This is a genomic window from Mannheimia indoligenes (genome assembly GCF_036880405.1).
Classification (GTDB): domain Bacteria; phylum Pseudomonadota; class Gammaproteobacteria; order Enterobacterales; family Pasteurellaceae; genus Mannheimia; species Mannheimia indoligenes.
Window position 1 is genome coordinate 84,435 of sequence record NZ_JBAJJM010000004.1, and the last position, 15,611, is coordinate 100,045.

The following is a 15,611-nucleotide window of genomic DNA, read 5'->3' on the forward strand; positions in this document are numbered from 1 at the left end:
TAAAATGGCTCGTAAATATTTCGGTACAGACGGTGTGCGTGGAGAAGTAGGTAAATTCCCAATTACCCCTGAATTTGCCTTAAAGCTCGGTTGGGCAGCCGGTAAAGTGCTGGCAACACAAGGCACGAAAAAGGTGTTAATTGGTAAAGATACCCGTATTTCAGGTTATATGTTGGAATCGGCACTTGAAGCGGGTTTAACTGCAGCTGGTTTATCGGCAGTATTTGTTGGTCCGATGCCAACCCCTGCGATAGCCTATTTAACCCGTACTTTCCGTGCTGAAGCAGGTATTGTGATTTCAGCCTCTCACAACCCATATTATGATAATGGGATTAAATTCTTCTCATCAGTAGGTGAAAAATTGCCTGATGAAATCGAAGAAGCGATTGAAGCAATGCTTGATCAGCCGATGGATTGTGTAGATTCGGCAAATTTAGGACGTGCAAGCCGTATTAATGATGCAGCTGGGCGTTATATTGAGTTTTGTAAAGGAACTTTCCCATCTGAATTAAGCCTCGAAGGTTATAAGATAGTGGTGGATTGTGCCAATGGTGCAACTTATCACATTGCCCCAAGTGTAATGCGTGAGCTAGGGGCAGAAGTGCTGGAAATTGGTACGAAACCGGACGGTTTGAACATCAACGAAAAATGTGGTGCGACGGATATTAAAGCACTACAAAAAGTAGTGGTAGAAGCCGGTGCTGATGTTGGCTTGGCTTATGATGGTGATGGCGACCGTTTAATTATGGTTGATCACTTAGGTAACAAAGTAGATGGTGACCAAATCCTGTTTATTTTAGCCCGTGAAGCCTTGCGTTCAGGCAAATTACAAGGCGGCGTAGTTGGTACATTAATGAGTAATATGAGCTTGGAATTAGCGTTAAAAGAGCTTGCGATTCCGTTCTCTCGTGCTAACGTGGGCGACCGCTATGTGCTGGAACAGCTTAAAGAAAAAGGCTGGAAACTCGGTGGCGAAAACTCAGGGCATATCATCGTGTTAGATAAAAATACAACAGGTGATGGCGTAATTGCCTCTCTGCAAGTATTAGCTGCAATGGTAAGCCATAAATTAAGTCTCAATGATTTAGCGAAAGCTGTACCGTTATTCCCTCAAGTTCTACTGAATGTTCGTTTTGAGAAAGGTGCGGCAAATCCACTTGAAAGTGATGAAGTGAAAGCCGTTGCTGCTGAAGTAGAAAAACGTTTGGCAGGTAAAGGGCGTATTTTATTGCGTAAATCAGGCACTGAGCCATTAATTCGTGTAATGGTTGAATGCGAAGATGGACAACTCGCACAAAGCTGTGCAGAAGAAATTGTTGAAGCAGTAAAACGTAATTAATCGCAAGCGGTTATATTTTGTAAAAAATTTGCAAAATATGACCGCTTGTTGTTTAAAAGGAGCAAAAAATGGATCAACAAGAAATGAAAAAAATTGCAGCTCAAGCTGCATTAAAATTTGTAAAACCGAATACGATTGTAGGCGTGGGCAGTGGCTCAACAGTAAACTGTTTTATTGATGCCCTCGCTTCAATAAAAGAAGAAATTAAAGGGGCAGTTGCTGCATCAAAAGCCTCAGAAGAACGCCTGCGTGATATCGGCATTGAAGTCTTTAGTGCCAATGAAGTTAGCGAGCTTGATGTTTATATTGATGGGGCTGATGAAATCACGCCTCAAGGAGCAATGATTAAAGGCGGTGGTGCAGCATTAACTCGTGAGAAAATTGTCAGTTCTTTGGCTAAAAAATTTATCTGTATTGTTGATAGCTCAAAACAAGTGGACGTTTTAGGTTCAACTTTCCCATTACCGGTAGAAGTTATTCCAATGGCTCGCTCTTATGTAGCTCGTCAATTAGTGGCACTTGGCGGTTCGCCGGAATATCGTGAAGGTGTAGTAACCGATAATGGCAACGTGATTTTAGATGTACATAATTTTAAAATTATCGAACCGTTGAAAATGGAGCATACAATCAATAATATTGCAGGTGTCGTTACAAATGGCATTTTCGCACAGCGTTATGCTAATGTTACCATTGTTGGCACACCTGAAGGTGCAGTTATATTAGAATAATTTATTATCGCAAACACATAATACTAGGAGCAAAAAATGGCTAAAATTTCTTTGGATAAATCAAAGATTAAATTTCTTCTACTTGAAGGCGTGCATCAAAATGCAATTGATGTACTCTTAGCGGCGGGTTATACCAATATTGAAGTACATAAGAAGGCACTTGATGGTCAAGAGTTAATTGATGCAATTAAAGATGCACACTTTGTTGGTATTCGCTCACGTACCTTTTTAACAGAAGAGGTGCTAGCTCAAGCTCCGAAATTAATTGCGATTGGTTGTTTCTGTATCGGGACAAACCAAGTTGATTTAAGTGCGGCGAAAAGACGAGGTATTCCGGTATTCAATGCACCGTTCTCAAATACTCGCTCTGTGGCAGAATTAGTGCTTGCAGAAATGATTTTATTAATGCGTAAAGTACCGTCTGCCAATGCTGAAGTGCATCGTGGGGTGTGGAATAAATCTGCTGCCGGTGCAAATGAAGTGCGTGGCAAAAAACTAGGTATTGTAGGTTATGGACATATCGGTTCGCAGTTAAGTGTGCTTGCTGAAGCAATCGGTATGCAAGTTTATTTCTACGATGTTGAAAATAAACTACCGCTTGGTAATGCACAGCAAGTTCCGACGTTGGAGCATCTACTTTCAACTTGCGATATGATTTCATTACACGTTCCGGAGATCGATTCTACCAAAAACCTAATGAGTGCAGAACGTATTGCTCAATTAAAAGAAGGTTCGGTATTAATTAATGCGGCTCGCGGTACGGTAGTTGATATTGATGCGTTAGTAGCCCGTTTGGAAGCAGGCACATTGCGTGGTGCGGCAATTGACGTATTCCCAGAAGAGCCAGCGTCAATTAACGATCCGTTTGTATCACCATTATGTAAGTTTGATAACGTTATCTTAACGCCACACATCGGAGGATCAACTTCTGAAGCACAAGCGAATATTGGTACGGAAGTAGCGAATAAATTTGTGAAATATTCAGATAATGGCTCAACTGTAACTGCTGTAAACTTCCCGGAAGTTTCATTACCGATTCATAATCAAGCTAAACGCTTATTACATATTCACGAAAATCGTCCGGGTATCTTAAATCAGATCAACCAAATCTTTGTGGATCTAAATGTAAATATTGCAGCACAATACTTACAAACCGACCCAACTATTGGTTATGTCGTGATCGATGTGGAATGTGATAATGTTGATGATGCATTACAACGCTTAAAAGTCATTGAAGGCACAATTCGAGCACGTGTACTTTACTAATTAAGCAAAGAGCCTGAATAATATTCAGGCTCTTTTGTTACAAGCGGTCATATTTTTAAAAAATTTTACAACCGATTAATTTATGCTTAGAAACGATAAGTGGCATTTGCTGTGAAAGAGTTGCCTTTTAATTTTGTACCACTGCGTTTTAAGTTATCACGAGTATATTCTGCAGTAAGTTCTACATCGCTTGATACAGCATATTTTGCCCCTGCACCAAAGCCGAAGCCACGATAAGTTTCGTTACCGACTTTAGTTGAGCTTGCATCAACTTTTACATAAGGAAGTAAGTCTGAGCCAACACGATAACCTTGTTGATAAGCAACGGTATATTTATTTTTTTGTTTTACATCACTAAATACTTTAGTGCTGCCTACTTTTGCTTTACCTTGCACCACACCTACAAAGTTATTGCCTTGATCGATACCGTAATCAACAACTAAGACCGGACCTGTTGAGTCTTTACCTTTTACGCCATCTACGTTGTACTTGGTCGTTGTTACGTCAACACCTACGCCAACACCGGTAAATGTATTACCAACCGGGGCTGCAAATAAATTTGCGGAGAATAAGCAAGCAAGTGTTGCAATAGTTAATTTCTTCATATATGACTCCTCTTTGACTAAGATTCAATATTACCGCAGAAGCGATAACCTTCTCCGTGAATAGTTACGATCATTTCCGGTGTATTTGGGTGATCTTCAAAATGTTTACGAATACGGCGGATTGTTACATCAACGGTTCTATCGTGAGGTTTTAATTCACGTCCTGCCATTTTCTTCAGTAAATCTTCACGAGTTTGGATTTTACCCGGATTTTCACAGAAATGTAATAACGCTCTAAATTCACTACGTGGCAATTTCGTTGCTTCACCTTCAGGATTAATAAGGCTGTGGCTGTGAATATCTAATGTCCAGCCGTTAAAGCGATAACGTTCCACATCGGATTGCTCTTTTGTTTCATTTTTTTCGCCCATTGTACGCTGAAGTAAATTTCTAGCACGAATAGTTAATTCGCGTGGGTTAAACGGTTTAGTAATGTAATCATCAGCACCAATTTCTAACCCTAAAATTTTATCAATTTCGTTATCACGACCGGTTAAAAACATTAAAGGTAATTTACGGTTCTCTCGAATTTCACGAGCTAAAATTAAGCCGTTTTTACCCGGTAAGTTGATATCCATTAACACAAGATTGATTTCTTGAGCATTCAATACTGTGTGCATTTCTTCGCCGTTAGATGCTTGAAATACTTGATAACCTTCACCCTCAAAAATGCTTTTGAGCATATTCCTTGTGACTAATTCATCCTCAACAATTAAGATTTGTGGGATTTTCATTTTTTAACCTCTGATCTAATTTATAAATTCTGTTTATAACCTTTATGTTACAAATTATTTAAATTCTACTTATAAATTTCTAAATGGAAAGCATAAAAATGACAATTTGTTTAATTCAATCAAATTTTTAGCTATTTCTCTCTATTTTTCTCTATCATCAACACCTAAAATTAAGTAATTACCGTCAATATCGGCAAGACTACGAAAACCGATGTTATAAATATGACAACCATATTTAGAATTTTTATTGTCGTAATGAAAATTATCGTGATGATGTCCGTGAAAAATCTTAGTTGCCCCTAGCTTTTTAGCCAGTTGGTTAATTACTGCAAAACCTTGTGGGTGTGGCTTAGGTGCTTCGTGCGTAATTAAAATATCAGCTGTTTCGTTTTCTAATGCTTCAAAATCTGAAGGAAAAATAGAAGAACGGTGTCTTAGTGGCACCCCTCCTCGCCAAATTTTCTCTTGTGGAGTATATTGGCAAAAATGAATAGGGTCAAAAAACATAGGTCGATTCGGTGGCATCCAGATATGCCCTCGAAACACACCGCCAATCCCCGCAATTTTTACCCCTTGAATTTCCACTACTTTGCCGTGAATATTGCGTTCTTTCCAATGGCTATTCCAAACAGAATCAAAGGCAGCAACAGTTTTACTGTCGTGATTACCGTGAATAAACCAAATATCGCAATGTTGGGAAAGTTTATCTAATTCATCGGGAGTCGTGAGTTGGAGATCACCTAGAATAACTAGAGACACTTCCTCTGTTTGTTGTTGTAAAACAGGGTAAAGATGCTCGTAGCTACCGTGCGGATCACCTGCAAAAAGTATCATCTTGTATTCCGTTACTCTGAATCGTTAAGGTTATATTGTTTAAATTGTAGTGGGATTGGCTCTTCATTTAAGATTGCTTCAACAACCTCTTTTGCCTGATTATATCTATCTAAATAACTTGGCGATTCAATTTCAATATAAGGAATACGGTATTTTTCCAGTAATTTTTTCAATAATTGTTGGAATTGTTGGCGTTGCTTTTTAGAACCCAAACTACGCAAACCGTCTGCAACCCATTTGGTATTATTTGACAGTAAAATCGTTACATCAAACGGATATTCACGAATCATTGAATCTAAGAACGGATGGGCTTTTCCTTCATATTGAATACAAAATGCCTGTGTTGTAATGTAATCGGTATCAATAATTGCCACTTTGTGAGCGTGTTTCATCGCATAATCAACATAACGCTGATGCCCTAGCACCATCTGAGGATAGTCAGAATATTGCATTGCTTGCTCATTGCCACCTAGTTGCTCAAACACAAATTCACGCCCATATTCCCAAGCGGAAGTTGTATTAAACACGTTCGCTAATTTGCTGACCAATACTGATTTACCACTGCTTTCACCACCTAAAATCGCAATGGTTTTAACAAAGAACGGACGAACTTCTTTCGGAATAAAACGCCAATAGTGGAACGGATTATTACGAATTTGAGTCGCAGAAACATTAAACGATTCACGAGCAGGATCAACCAACTGAACCTCTAAACCCAAATATTTTTCGTATGGCTCTTTGTCTTGAACTTCGCTACTAAACACAATGGTTGGATTGATGTTTTTCTCAGCAAACAGTTCTTTCACACGAGCTGACCAGCCTTCCCACCCGTTCGGGTAGCTTGGAATGCCATCCTCGACTAAATGGTGGATAAATATTTGCTTTTGCTGATATTTAAAGATCTGCTGTACCCAACGCAAACGGTCTTCGTTGGTTGGCATACGTTTCATTTTACTTTGCTGGAAAAGGCGTAAATCACGTTCGGAATCGGTACAAACGATAACGTGTAATACATCCACTTTACTGAATGCTTCATAGATCATATTAATATGACCTGTATGAATAGGGTAAAATTTACCAAAAATGACACCGGCACGCTGGTTGCTATCTTCGACAATTTCTAAAACCGAATGCAATGCTTTTAGTTTATTTGCACTCGGATTTTTAATTTTACCGCTCACCAGCTGATTAAAATAGGCTCGCGTTACACCGGCTTGTTCACAAATATCATTGACTTTAAGTTTAAGTTGTTTACGTTTTTGTTGAAGATAAGCAAAATTTGCCATAGTTATTCCCCCGATTTTTGGTTGCCATCATATAGCAAAATGTAGCATTTGAATATCTTTTTATACGAAAAAAGCTATGTTGATGTGATATTCGTGCATTAATTGATAACACATAGGATTTTTTTTCCTTTTTTGTTGATTTCTCGCTATAATCACAGCAATTTTTACTCATAAAACGGTTTATATTTTTATGCAGCTCATTCGAGGTTTTCACAATTTAGATAAATATAGTGCTTTAAACAAAGGCTGTGTTCTTTCTATTGGAAATTTCGATGGCGTACATATCGGACACCAAAACATTTTAAGTCGTTTGTGTGATAAAGCCTTAGACTTAGATTTACCTTCGGTGGTAATGCTATTTGAACCTCAGCCTCGCGAATTTTTTGCAAAAAAAAGTGGAAATTTGACCGCTTGCACACCGCCTGCAAGGTTAATGCGATTGCGTGATAAGCTGAAATATTTAGCCGAAGCCGGAGTGGATTTCGTGTTGTGCGTTCGTTTTAGTGAAAAGTTCGCTCAAATTTCCGCAGACGATTTTATTAGCGATTTATTAGCAAAACGGCTCAAAGTTCGTTATTTAAGCGTAGGGGACGATTTCCGTTTCGGTGCACAACGTGCTGGCAATTTTGACACCTTACGCAATGCAGGGCTGAAATACCGTTTCGCGGTGGAAGAAAGCCATACTCACAGCCTAAATGAAGAGCGAATTAGTAGCTCATTAGTGAGAGAGGCTTTGCAAAATAACGATTTAGCCTTAGCCGAAACATTATTAGGTAAGCCTTACTCAATTCACGGGCGTGTTGCTCACGGCAATAAGCTCGGTAGAACCATTGGTTTCCCAACCGCCAATATTATGCTCAACCGTTTAGTTACACCTATTCAAGGTGTATTTGCGGTGAAAGTAAACACGAAACAAGGCAGCTACAACGGCATAGCAAATGTGGGGAACCGCCCAACCATTAACGGTACAAAGCCGTTATTAGAAGTGCATATTTTTGATTTTAATGCCTCCATTTACGGCGAAGCAATTGAGGTCGTCTTTCTGCAAAAAATTCGTAATGAAACAAAGTTTGAGAATTTTGAAGCGTTAAAATTACAGATTGAAAAAGATCGCCTACAAGCGGTTGAATTTTTTGAGAAATTTGCAAAGTAATTATGCAATTTAGCTTATTTCATTTGGAAGAGATATCGTAGGGGCAAATTGCAATTTGCCCCTACAACCCCGAGATTTTATTAAAATTGGAAAACAAAATGACAGTTGATTACAAAAACACCCTTAACCTGCCTGAAACAGGCTTTCCGATGCGTGGTGATTTAGCCAAGCGTGAACCAGATATGTTGAAAAATTGGTATGACAAAAACTTATACCAAAAAGTGCGTGAAGCAAGAAAAGGTAGTAAAACCTTTATTCTGCACGATGGTCCTCCGTATGCGAACGGCAATCTTCACTTAGGTCACGCAGTAAATAAAATCTTAAAAGATATTATTATGAAGTCTAAGACTTCATTAGGTTACGACACTCCTTATGTGCCGGGTTGGGACTGCCACGGTTTGCCGATTGAGTTAAAAGTAGAAGGCATTGTCGGTAAGCCGAATGAGAAAATTTCTGCCGCTGAGTTCCGCCAAGCGTGCCGTGATTATGCGAAAGAGCAAGTAGAAGGACAGAAAGCCGATTTTATCCGTATGGGAATTTTAGGCGATTGGGATAACCCATACCTGACAATGAATTTCCATACTGAGGCAAGCATTATCCGCACTTTAGGTAAAGTGATTGCCAACGGTCATTTATATAAAGGTTCAAAACCGGTTCACTGGTGTTTAGATTGTGGCTCTTCTCTAGCAGAAGCAGAAGTAGAATATGAAGATAAAGTTTCGCCATCAATCTATGTGCGTTTTAATGCGGTAGATGAGGCGGAAGTGGCGGCTAAATTTAACGCACAAGGGCAAGGTAAATTATCAGCGGTAATTTGGACTACAACCCCTTGGACTATTCCATCTAACCGTGCGATTGCGATTAACCCTGAACTTGAATATGCCTTAGTGCAATTAGCGGATGAGCGTGTGGTACTAGCGGTCGATTTAGTTGAAGATGTTGCAAAAGCCGCTGGCGTTGAATCATTTGAAGTTTTAGGCAAAACCAAAGGCGAAAACCTAGAATTATTATGCTTTAATCACCCATTCTATGATTATAGCGTGCCGTTTATTTTTGGCGACCACGTTACCACAGACGGTGGTACTGGCTTGGTTCACACCGCTCCTGACCACGGTGCGGACGACTTTGTGGTGGCTCGCAAATATAAAATTGAAATGGCAGGCTTAATTTCCAATGACGGTAAATTCAAAGCGGATACCCCATTCTTTGGTGGCTTAGGTGTGTTTGAGTCGAATGAAAAAGTCGTGGAAAAACTGCAAGAAGTCGGTGCATTGCTGAAATTATCCCGCATCAAACACAGCTACCCACACTGCTGGCGACACAAAACCCCGATTATTTTCCGTGCTACTCCACAATGGTTTATCGGAATGGAAACCCAAGGTTTACGCAAGCAAGCATTAGGCGAAATCAAATCTGTACGTTGGATTCCATCTTGGGGTGAGGCACGAATTGATACGATGGTCGCAAACCGCCCTGACTGGTGTATCTCACGTCAGCGTACTTGGGGTGTGCCAATGGCAATGTTCGTGCACAATGAAACCGAAGAATTACACCCACGCACTTTAGAATTGATTGAAGAAGTGGCTAAACGTGTTGAAGAAAAAGGCATTCAAGCGTGGTGGGATTTAGACCCAGCAGAACTGCTTGGCGAAGAAGCGAAAGATTACCGCAAAGTGCCGGATACCTTAGATGTGTGGTTCGACTCAGGATCAACCTATGCCTCAGTAGTGGAGCAACGCCCTGAATTTAACGGCAATTCAGCGGATATGTATTTGGAAGGTTCAGATCAACACCGTGGTTGGTTTATGTCTTCATTAATGCTTTCTACGGCAACTAACGGCAAAGCCCCTTATAAACAGGTTTTAACCCACGGCTTTACCGTTGATGAAAAAGGCAGAAAAATGTCTAAATCACTCGGTAACGTGATTGTACCAAGCGAAGTTTGGAACAAAAACGGGGCAGATATTCTGCGTTTATGGGTGGCAAGCACTGACTACACCGGTGAAATTGCGGTATCGCACAACATCTTAAACAGTGCGGGCGAATCTTATCGCCGTATCCGTAACACCGCACGTTTCCTATTGGCAAACTTAAACGGTTTTGATCCAAAACGTGATCTAGTTAAACCGGAAGAGATGATCGCACTTGATCGCTGGGCAGTGAGCTGTGCCTTAGATGCCCAAAACGAGATCAAAGAGGCGTACGACAACTACCAATTCCACACGGTGGTACAACGCTTAATGCGTTTCTGCTCAATTGAAATGGGCTCATTCTACCTCGACATCATCAAAGACCGCCAATATACCACCAAAGCGGACAGCCTTGCCCGCCGTAGTTGCCAAACAGCGTTATGGCACATTGCAGAAGCTCTTGTGCGTTGGATTGCACCAATTTTATCTTTCACAGCAGATGAAATTTGGGGCTATTTACCACAAGTTGAAGGCAGAAGTGAATTTGTGTTCACTGAAGAGTTTTATGGCAGCTTGTTTGCCCTAACTGAGCAAGATAAATTAGATGATGCTTACTGGCAACAAATTTTAAAAGTGCGTGCTGAAGTAAACCGTGTGTTAGAGCAAGCTCGTAAAGACAAAATTATTGGTGCAGGTTTAGAAGCGAAAGTTACGGTGTACGCGAATGATGATATTCTTCCATTATTAGAGCAACTTGGTAATGAATTACGTTTTGTATTAATTACTTCACAAGCAATTGTAAAACCACTCGCTGAAGCTGATATTGCCGAAGGCGAGTTAGCCGGTTTGGCGGTGAAAGTGGAAAATGCAGATGGCGAAAAATGCCCTCGTTGCTGGCACTATGCAACCGACATCGGCACGCACGCAGACCACAAAGAAGTATGTGGACGCTGTGTGGAAAATGTTGCAGGCAGTGGTGAAAAACGTTTGTTTGCGTAATCATTCAATGTATTTTAAGGCAGGGGAAACCCTGCTTTAGTTTTTTCACTAATAGATAGACACCTATCTTAAAATTTGCAAAACTTTCCTAGAAAACAACCGCTTGTATTGCTACAAAAAATGCAAAAATCATTCTTTTCCTCTCTTTTATCTCAATGTTTGCTCAAACAGCAATCGCCTTTTCTCCAGAGTGATGCTAACAGCTCAAATTTTCCTATATTTACCAAACCGAAATTGACAAAACCAAATATCTCAAGAGCAAATAGTCCTGAAAGTTACGAGTGCCGTTAATGTAAAATCGCTTTATTAATCATTTCGGTGTAAAATAGTCGGCAGTCATTAAAAAAATCGGGAATCATTAATGTTAATTTTGAATAAACAACGCAAAGCTGAAAAGCTGATAGAAAGTTTACCTTTCTTGCCACAGCAGGCGGAACAGGTGATTTTTCTTAGTTCAAGCCAAGCGTTTAAACAGCAAATTTTACAGCTGATTCAAACGGCAAAAAAAAGAATCTATTTGACAGCACTTTATTTTGAAAAGGACGACGCAGGGCAAGAAATTTTGGCTGCCCTTTATAATGCGAAACGAAGCAATCCGGCTTTAGAGATTAAAATCTTGGTCGATTGGCATAGAGCCCAACGTGGACGTATTGGTGAAGCGGAAAGTCTCTCGAATGCTGATTGGTACACGAAAGTTAAAGCTGAACAAAATCTTCCTGAAGGACAAGAAATTGAGTTCTACGGCGTGCCGATTAATGGGCGAGAAGTGTTTGGCGTATTGCACCTAAAAGGTTTTGTGTTTGACAATACGATTTTGTATAGCGGAGCAAGTATCAACAACGTTTATTTGCATCAGTTAGACCGCTATCGCTACGACCGCTATCACGTTATTGAAAATAAAGCCTTAGCAGATAGTTGGGTAGAATTTATTCAACAACATATTTTATCGAACAGGGTGGTAAGCCGTTTAGATACGACGAATCGTCCGAAAACTATTGAAATCCGTTCACAGATTAAAGCATTCCGTAAGCAGTTAGGGCGAGAGCAGTATCAATTCAACGGTATTGCGAAAAGCGACGATTTGCTGGTTTCGCCATTATTTGGTTTAGGACGTCGTAGAAATCAGCTCAACAAAGTTATTGAGGCGTTGTTCTACCAAACAGAACAAAAATTAACGATTTGCACGCCTTATTTTAATTTTCCGCTTTCGTTAAGAACTCGTATTGAATGGTTGCTGGCAAACGGCAAATCAGTGGAAATTATTGTGGGCGATAAAACCGCTAATGATTTCTATACTAAGCCTGATGAAAAATTTACGATGGCATCAGCTCTGCCTTATTTGTATGAAAAGAATTTGCGAGCTTTCGCAAAACGGTTAGATTTTTATATTCAAAATCAACAGCTTATTATTCGTTTGTGGAAAGATGGCGAAAATAGCTACCACCTTAAAGGGGTTTGGGTAGATAACCGCTATATTTTGCTCACAGGGAATAATTTAAATCCGCGTGCGTGGCGTTTAGATGCTGAAAATGCGATTTTAATTTCTGACCCGAAAGCAGAGCTAAGTGAAAAAGCGGAAATGGAGTTGAGCCAAATTCGCCAACATACGCAGGTTTTAAGCCATTATAGCGATTTAGAAGTGCTGACAGATTACCCTGAAAATGTGCGTAAATTGCTGAAAAAATTTGGTAGAGTGAAACTCGATAAAATTGTGAAGATGTTATTGTAGAACATTTAATGTAGGGGCGAACCGATGTGTTCGCCCAATTATTAAGGAAAAATATGAGTGAACAAATTTATGGCATTCACGCAGTGAAAGCCTTTTTAGATAATGCTCCGGAGCGTTTAATTGAAGTATTGGTGCTTAAAGGACGTGAAGATAAAAGATTACTGCCGTTGCTAAACGAGCTACAACGCTTGGGTGTTTCGATTCAGCAAGTAAACCGCCAAACTCTAGATAATAAATCGCAAGGCGAAGTACATCAAGGCATTATTGCCCGCGTTGTGCCACAAAAAGAGTTAAATGAGCACGATTTAGAGGCAATTTTAAGCCAAAAGCAAAATCCACTCTTGCTTATTTTAGACGGTGTAACTGATCCACATAATCTTGGTGCGTGCTTACGTACTGCGGATGCAGCCGGTGTAGATGCAGTTATTGTACCGAAGGATAAATCTGCTCAATTGACCTCAATCGCCCGTAAAGTGGCGTGTGGAGCAGCAGAAGTGATGCCGTTAATTCGAGTTACCAACCTTGCCCGTACAATGCGTGATTTGCAAGAACGCCACAACGTCTGGATTGTTGGCACAGCAGGTGAAGCCACATCGGGCATTTATGAAGCGAAATTAACCGGCTCAATTGCCTTAGTGATGGGGGCAGAAGGAGACGGAATGCGTCGCCTAACCCGTGAACATTGTGATCAACTCATCAGCATTCCAATGGCTGGTTCGGTGTCATCTCTGAACGTATCGGTTGCAACAGGAGTTTGCTTGTTTGAAATTGTTCGCCAAAAGCTAGCAGCAAAATAGTGAAAAAATAGGGGCATATCACATTATTTGCCCCTATTTTGATTACTTATCTAAATAATCTTCCAAATTAATCACTGTATCACACGATTTCTCAATTAAATAAGGATCGTGGCTCACCAAAATCAAGCTACAATTTCTGGCTCGACATTGGTTTATCAGCAATTCAATCGTTTCTTGCTGCGTGATAGGGTCAAGTCGAGAAGTTACCTCATCAGCAAACAGCAGCACAGGGTCGAGCAATAACGCTCTTAAAATCGCCACACGTTGTAGCTCGCCACCCGACACATTTTCGGCACTGCGTTGTAAAATTTCCGGGTTAAGCGAGAGTTGCTCTAATAAACTTGGAATCGGTAGGCGATCGAGCTTGTGTTTGTTAATTATATCGTCCAATAGCGTTTGCAAGCTCACATTCGGTGCAAATGCCTCGGGCGGATCTTGGTAGAGCTTTAATACCTGGTGCTTTTTGTGGCTTTGGCTGTGCCATTTTACCTCGCCCGATTTTGGTTTTAGCAAACCACATAACACATCGGCAAGGGAGCTTTTTCCAATACCACTATGCCCCACAATGCCTAGCACTTCGCCTTTGTGTAAATCAAAAGAGAGATTGCTAAACAAGGTTTTCTTGCCTCGAGCAATACTCAGATTTTTAACCGAGACAAGCGGTTGTTTTTGGCTCAAATTTTGCAATGGCTGCCAATGTTTTGGATCAGCGGCAATTAAGGCTTGGGTATAAGGGTGTTGTGGATTGCTTAATAGTGCTTCCGCCTCGCCTTGTTCCAACAGCTCGCCTTTTTTCATTACCAGTATGTAGCCACCGAGTTGTTCGGCAACTTCAATATCGTGGGTAATGGTCAATAAACCACCACCATTTTGGTAAGCGGATTTTAACAGTTCAATCACTTTACCTTTACTAATTGGATCAAGCCCTTTGGTCGGTTCATCTGCCAGTAAAATTTTTCCACCCGCAGCAGTTGCAATTGCGAAAGATGCACGTTGAGCCATTCCGCCCGAAAGTTGGTGAGGGTAGTTTTCAACCGATTCACCTAAACCGAGTTTGGTCAAATAGGCTTGGCTCTCCGTTTTCGCTTGGGGCGAAGATTTTCCAGCCACATAGTGAAAGCTTTCCCACAACTGCTTGCCGATTTCCATAATAGGGTTTAGCGAGCGGCGAGGTTCTTGTGGCAGCATTACTAAGGTTTTGCCCCACATTTTTTCAATCTCAGATTGTTGGTTAAAATCAATTTTGCAAGCTTCAACAAAAAATTGACCGCTTGCAATAAGCTCTTCAGGTAAAGCACCCATAATGGCTTGAATTAACAGGCTTTTGCCCGACCCCGTTTCGCCTAAAATAGTAATATTTTTGCCTTGTTGCAGTGAAAGTGAAATAGGTTGAACCAGCGTTATACCTTCTTTGGTCTGTACGTTTACATTTTGAATTTCCAGTAACATTATTTCACTCTCCCTGATAATAATTGTAGGCTAAGCACCATCAAAAATACGGCAACTACCGGCTGTAAAAAGATCAATGGAGCTTCGTAGTAATAAGGGAAGAGCTCTGTCATCATTAAGCCGAGCTCCGCTGTAGGTGGGCGTAACCCCACGCTTACAAAGCCAAGTGTAGCGAGAGCCAAAATCGCGTTGCCGAGTGAAAATGCAGATAATGTGGCGATCATTGGCAGTAAACGAGGTAATAAATGGCGTTTGAAGCTATAAAGCCAGCCCATTCCCATTAAGCGTGAGGCTTGAATTTCCGAACTGTTTGCCATTGTTGAGCTAATGGAACGGATCACACGGAAAAATTCCACCCACATTACCAATGAAATCCCTAAGTAGAGCGTCCAGAACGAACCCGGAGAGAGTGCGGCAAAGAGTAATACCAGTAATAAGCCCGGTAGTGCCATCACTAAATCACACATAAAACTGAAAATGCGGTCGATCCAGCCACCGAAAAAGCCAGCCATAATGCCTGTAATCAAACCTGCCACTAAGGCACAAAATACGCTAAACAGCGATAAGCCGAAAGAGAGGCGAATAGCAGAGGAAAGTCGGGCAAGCATATCTCTGCCGAGATGGTCTGTGCCGAACCACGCTAATTCATTTGGGCTGGAAAGCGTATTGGCTAAATCTTGAAAGCCGATATCCATCGGGTAAAAATAAGGCTGTAAAAAGGCGAACCCGAGCATAATAAGTAGGATCGTGCCGCCCAAATATTGTGAAGTTGAGATTTTCAT

General features: G+C 40.8%; 13 protein-coding genes. 7 read left to right on the forward strand and 6 right to left on the reverse strand.

The features are described 5' to 3' along the window. Nucleotides 1-4 precede the first annotated feature (4 nt). The 3 genes from glmM (at nucleotide 5) to serA (ending at nucleotide 3,333) form a co-directional block, all read left to right on the forward strand. A complete protein-coding gene (glmM, locus tag V6W77_RS03040) occupies nucleotides 5-1,339 on the forward strand; it encodes a phosphoglucosamine mutase (RefSeq protein WP_188156955.1) in 1,335 nt (444 codons plus the stop codon). Nucleotides 1,340-1,407: 68 nt separating this feature from the next. Next, on the forward strand, nucleotides 1,408-2,067 hold the full coding sequence (rpiA, locus tag V6W77_RS03045; protein ID WP_334253744.1) for a ribose-5-phosphate isomerase RpiA: 660 nt from the start codon (nucleotides 1,408-1,410) through the stop codon (nucleotides 2,065-2,067). Between the two features lie 36 nt (nucleotides 2,068-2,103). Beyond that, a complete protein-coding gene (serA, locus tag V6W77_RS03050; protein ID WP_283386851.1) occupies nucleotides 2,104-3,333 on the forward strand; it encodes a phosphoglycerate dehydrogenase in 1,230 nt (409 codons plus the stop codon). Nucleotides 3,334-3,419: 86 nt separating this feature from the next. On the opposite strand, the gene V6W77_RS03055 is transcribed toward serA, so the two are convergent. The 4 genes from V6W77_RS03055 to nadR all read right to left on the reverse strand — a co-directional run bounded on the left by V6W77_RS03055 (nucleotide 3,420) and on the right by nadR (nucleotide 6,792). After that, entirely contained in the window at nucleotides 3,420-3,938 is a 519-nt protein-coding gene (locus V6W77_RS03055; protein ID WP_334253745.1) for a porin family protein, read from the reverse strand. Nucleotides 3,939-3,955: 17 nt separating this feature from the next. Then, a complete protein-coding gene (gene arcA, locus V6W77_RS03060; protein WP_334253746.1) occupies nucleotides 3,956-4,672 on the reverse strand; it encodes a two-component system response regulator ArcA in 717 nt (238 codons plus the stop codon). Between the two features lie 141 nt (nucleotides 4,673-4,813). Further along, a complete protein-coding gene (locus V6W77_RS03065) occupies nucleotides 4,814-5,506 on the reverse strand; it encodes a metallophosphoesterase family protein (protein ID WP_334233726.1) in 693 nt (230 codons plus the stop codon). Between the two features lie 11 nt (nucleotides 5,507-5,517). Further along, nucleotides 5,518-6,792, reverse strand: coding sequence for a multifunctional transcriptional regulator/nicotinamide-nucleotide adenylyltransferase/ribosylnicotinamide kinase NadR (gene nadR / locus V6W77_RS03070; protein ID WP_283386854.1), 1,275 nt, complete (start codon nucleotides 6,790-6,792; stop codon nucleotides 5,518-5,520). A gap of 190 nt (nucleotides 6,793-6,982) precedes the next feature. Between nadR and ribF the strand changes: the two genes are divergently transcribed. From ribF to rlmB, 4 genes are all read left to right on the forward strand, one after another. Next, complete coding sequence (ribF, locus tag V6W77_RS03075) at nucleotides 6,983-7,945, forward strand: bifunctional riboflavin kinase/FAD synthetase (RefSeq protein WP_334253747.1); 963 nt, start codon at nucleotides 6,983-6,985, stop codon at nucleotides 7,943-7,945. A gap of 98 nt (nucleotides 7,946-8,043) precedes the next feature. Continuing rightward, nucleotides 8,044-10,854: an isoleucine--tRNA ligase gene (gene ileS, locus V6W77_RS03080; protein ID WP_334253748.1), complete on the forward strand. Its 2,811-nt coding sequence runs from the start codon at nucleotides 8,044-8,046 to the stop codon at nucleotides 10,852-10,854. 361 nt (nucleotides 10,855-11,215) lie between these two features. Next, nucleotides 11,216-12,583, forward strand: a complete 1,368-nt coding sequence (gene pssA, locus V6W77_RS03085; RefSeq protein WP_334253749.1) for a CDP-diacylglycerol--serine O-phosphatidyltransferase — start codon at nucleotides 11,216-11,218, stop codon at nucleotides 12,581-12,583. A gap of 53 nt (nucleotides 12,584-12,636) precedes the next feature. Beyond that, entirely contained in the window at nucleotides 12,637-13,380 is a 744-nt protein-coding gene (gene rlmB, locus V6W77_RS03090) for a 23S rRNA (guanosine(2251)-2'-O)-methyltransferase RlmB (protein WP_025236673.1), read from the forward strand. 42 nt (nucleotides 13,381-13,422) lie between these two features. Here rlmB and V6W77_RS03095 read toward each other — a convergent pair whose 3' ends face one another. Next, nucleotides 13,423-14,832, reverse strand: a complete 1,410-nt coding sequence (locus V6W77_RS03095) for an ABC transporter ATP-binding protein (RefSeq protein ID WP_334253770.1) — start codon at nucleotides 14,830-14,832, stop codon at nucleotides 13,423-13,425. Further along, nucleotides 14,829-15,611 (reverse strand): ABC transporter permease, encoded by a 783-nt coding sequence (locus tag V6W77_RS03100; RefSeq protein WP_025236671.1) that lies wholly within the window; start codon nucleotides 15,609-15,611, stop codon nucleotides 14,829-14,831. The genes V6W77_RS03095 and V6W77_RS03100 overlap by 4 nt, the downstream gene beginning before the upstream one ends.

What these genes read in the sequence shown, in the direction of transcription:
- glmM (WP_188156955.1), top strand. Translation starts at nt 5, where the DNA reads ATGGCTCGTAAATATTTCGGTACAGACGGTGTGCGTGGAGAAGTAGGT.
- rpiA (WP_334253744.1), top strand. Translation starts at nt 1,408, where the DNA reads ATGGATCAACAAGAAATGAAAAAAATTGCAGCTCAAGCTGCATTAAAA.
- serA (WP_283386851.1), top strand. Translation starts at nt 2,104, where the DNA reads ATGGCTAAAATTTCTTTGGATAAATCAAAGATTAAATTTCTTCTACTT.
- V6W77_RS03055 (WP_334253745.1), bottom strand. Translation starts at nt 3,938, where the DNA reads ATGAAGAAATTAACTATTGCAACACTTGCTTGCTTATTCTCCGCAAAT.
- arcA (WP_334253746.1), bottom strand. Translation starts at nt 4,672, where the DNA reads ATGAAAATCCCACAAATCTTAATTGTTGAGGATGAATTAGTCACAAGG.
- V6W77_RS03065 (WP_334233726.1), bottom strand. Translation starts at nt 5,506, where the DNA reads ATGATACTTTTTGCAGGTGATCCGCACGGTAGCTACGAGCATCTTTAC.
- nadR (WP_283386854.1), bottom strand. Translation starts at nt 6,792, where the DNA reads ATGGCAAATTTTGCTTATCTTCAACAAAAACGTAAACAACTTAAACTT.
- ribF (WP_334253747.1), top strand. Translation starts at nt 6,983, where the DNA reads ATGCAGCTCATTCGAGGTTTTCACAATTTAGATAAATATAGTGCTTTA.
- ileS (WP_334253748.1), top strand. Translation starts at nt 8,044, where the DNA reads ATGACAGTTGATTACAAAAACACCCTTAACCTGCCTGAAACAGGCTTT.
- pssA (WP_334253749.1), top strand. Translation starts at nt 11,216, where the DNA reads ATGTTAATTTTGAATAAACAACGCAAAGCTGAAAAGCTGATAGAAAGT.
- rlmB (WP_025236673.1), top strand. Translation starts at nt 12,637, where the DNA reads ATGAGTGAACAAATTTATGGCATTCACGCAGTGAAAGCCTTTTTAGAT.
- V6W77_RS03100 (WP_025236671.1), bottom strand. Translation starts at nt 15,611, where the DNA reads ATGAAAATCTCAACTTCACAATATTTGGGCGGCACGATCCTACTTATT.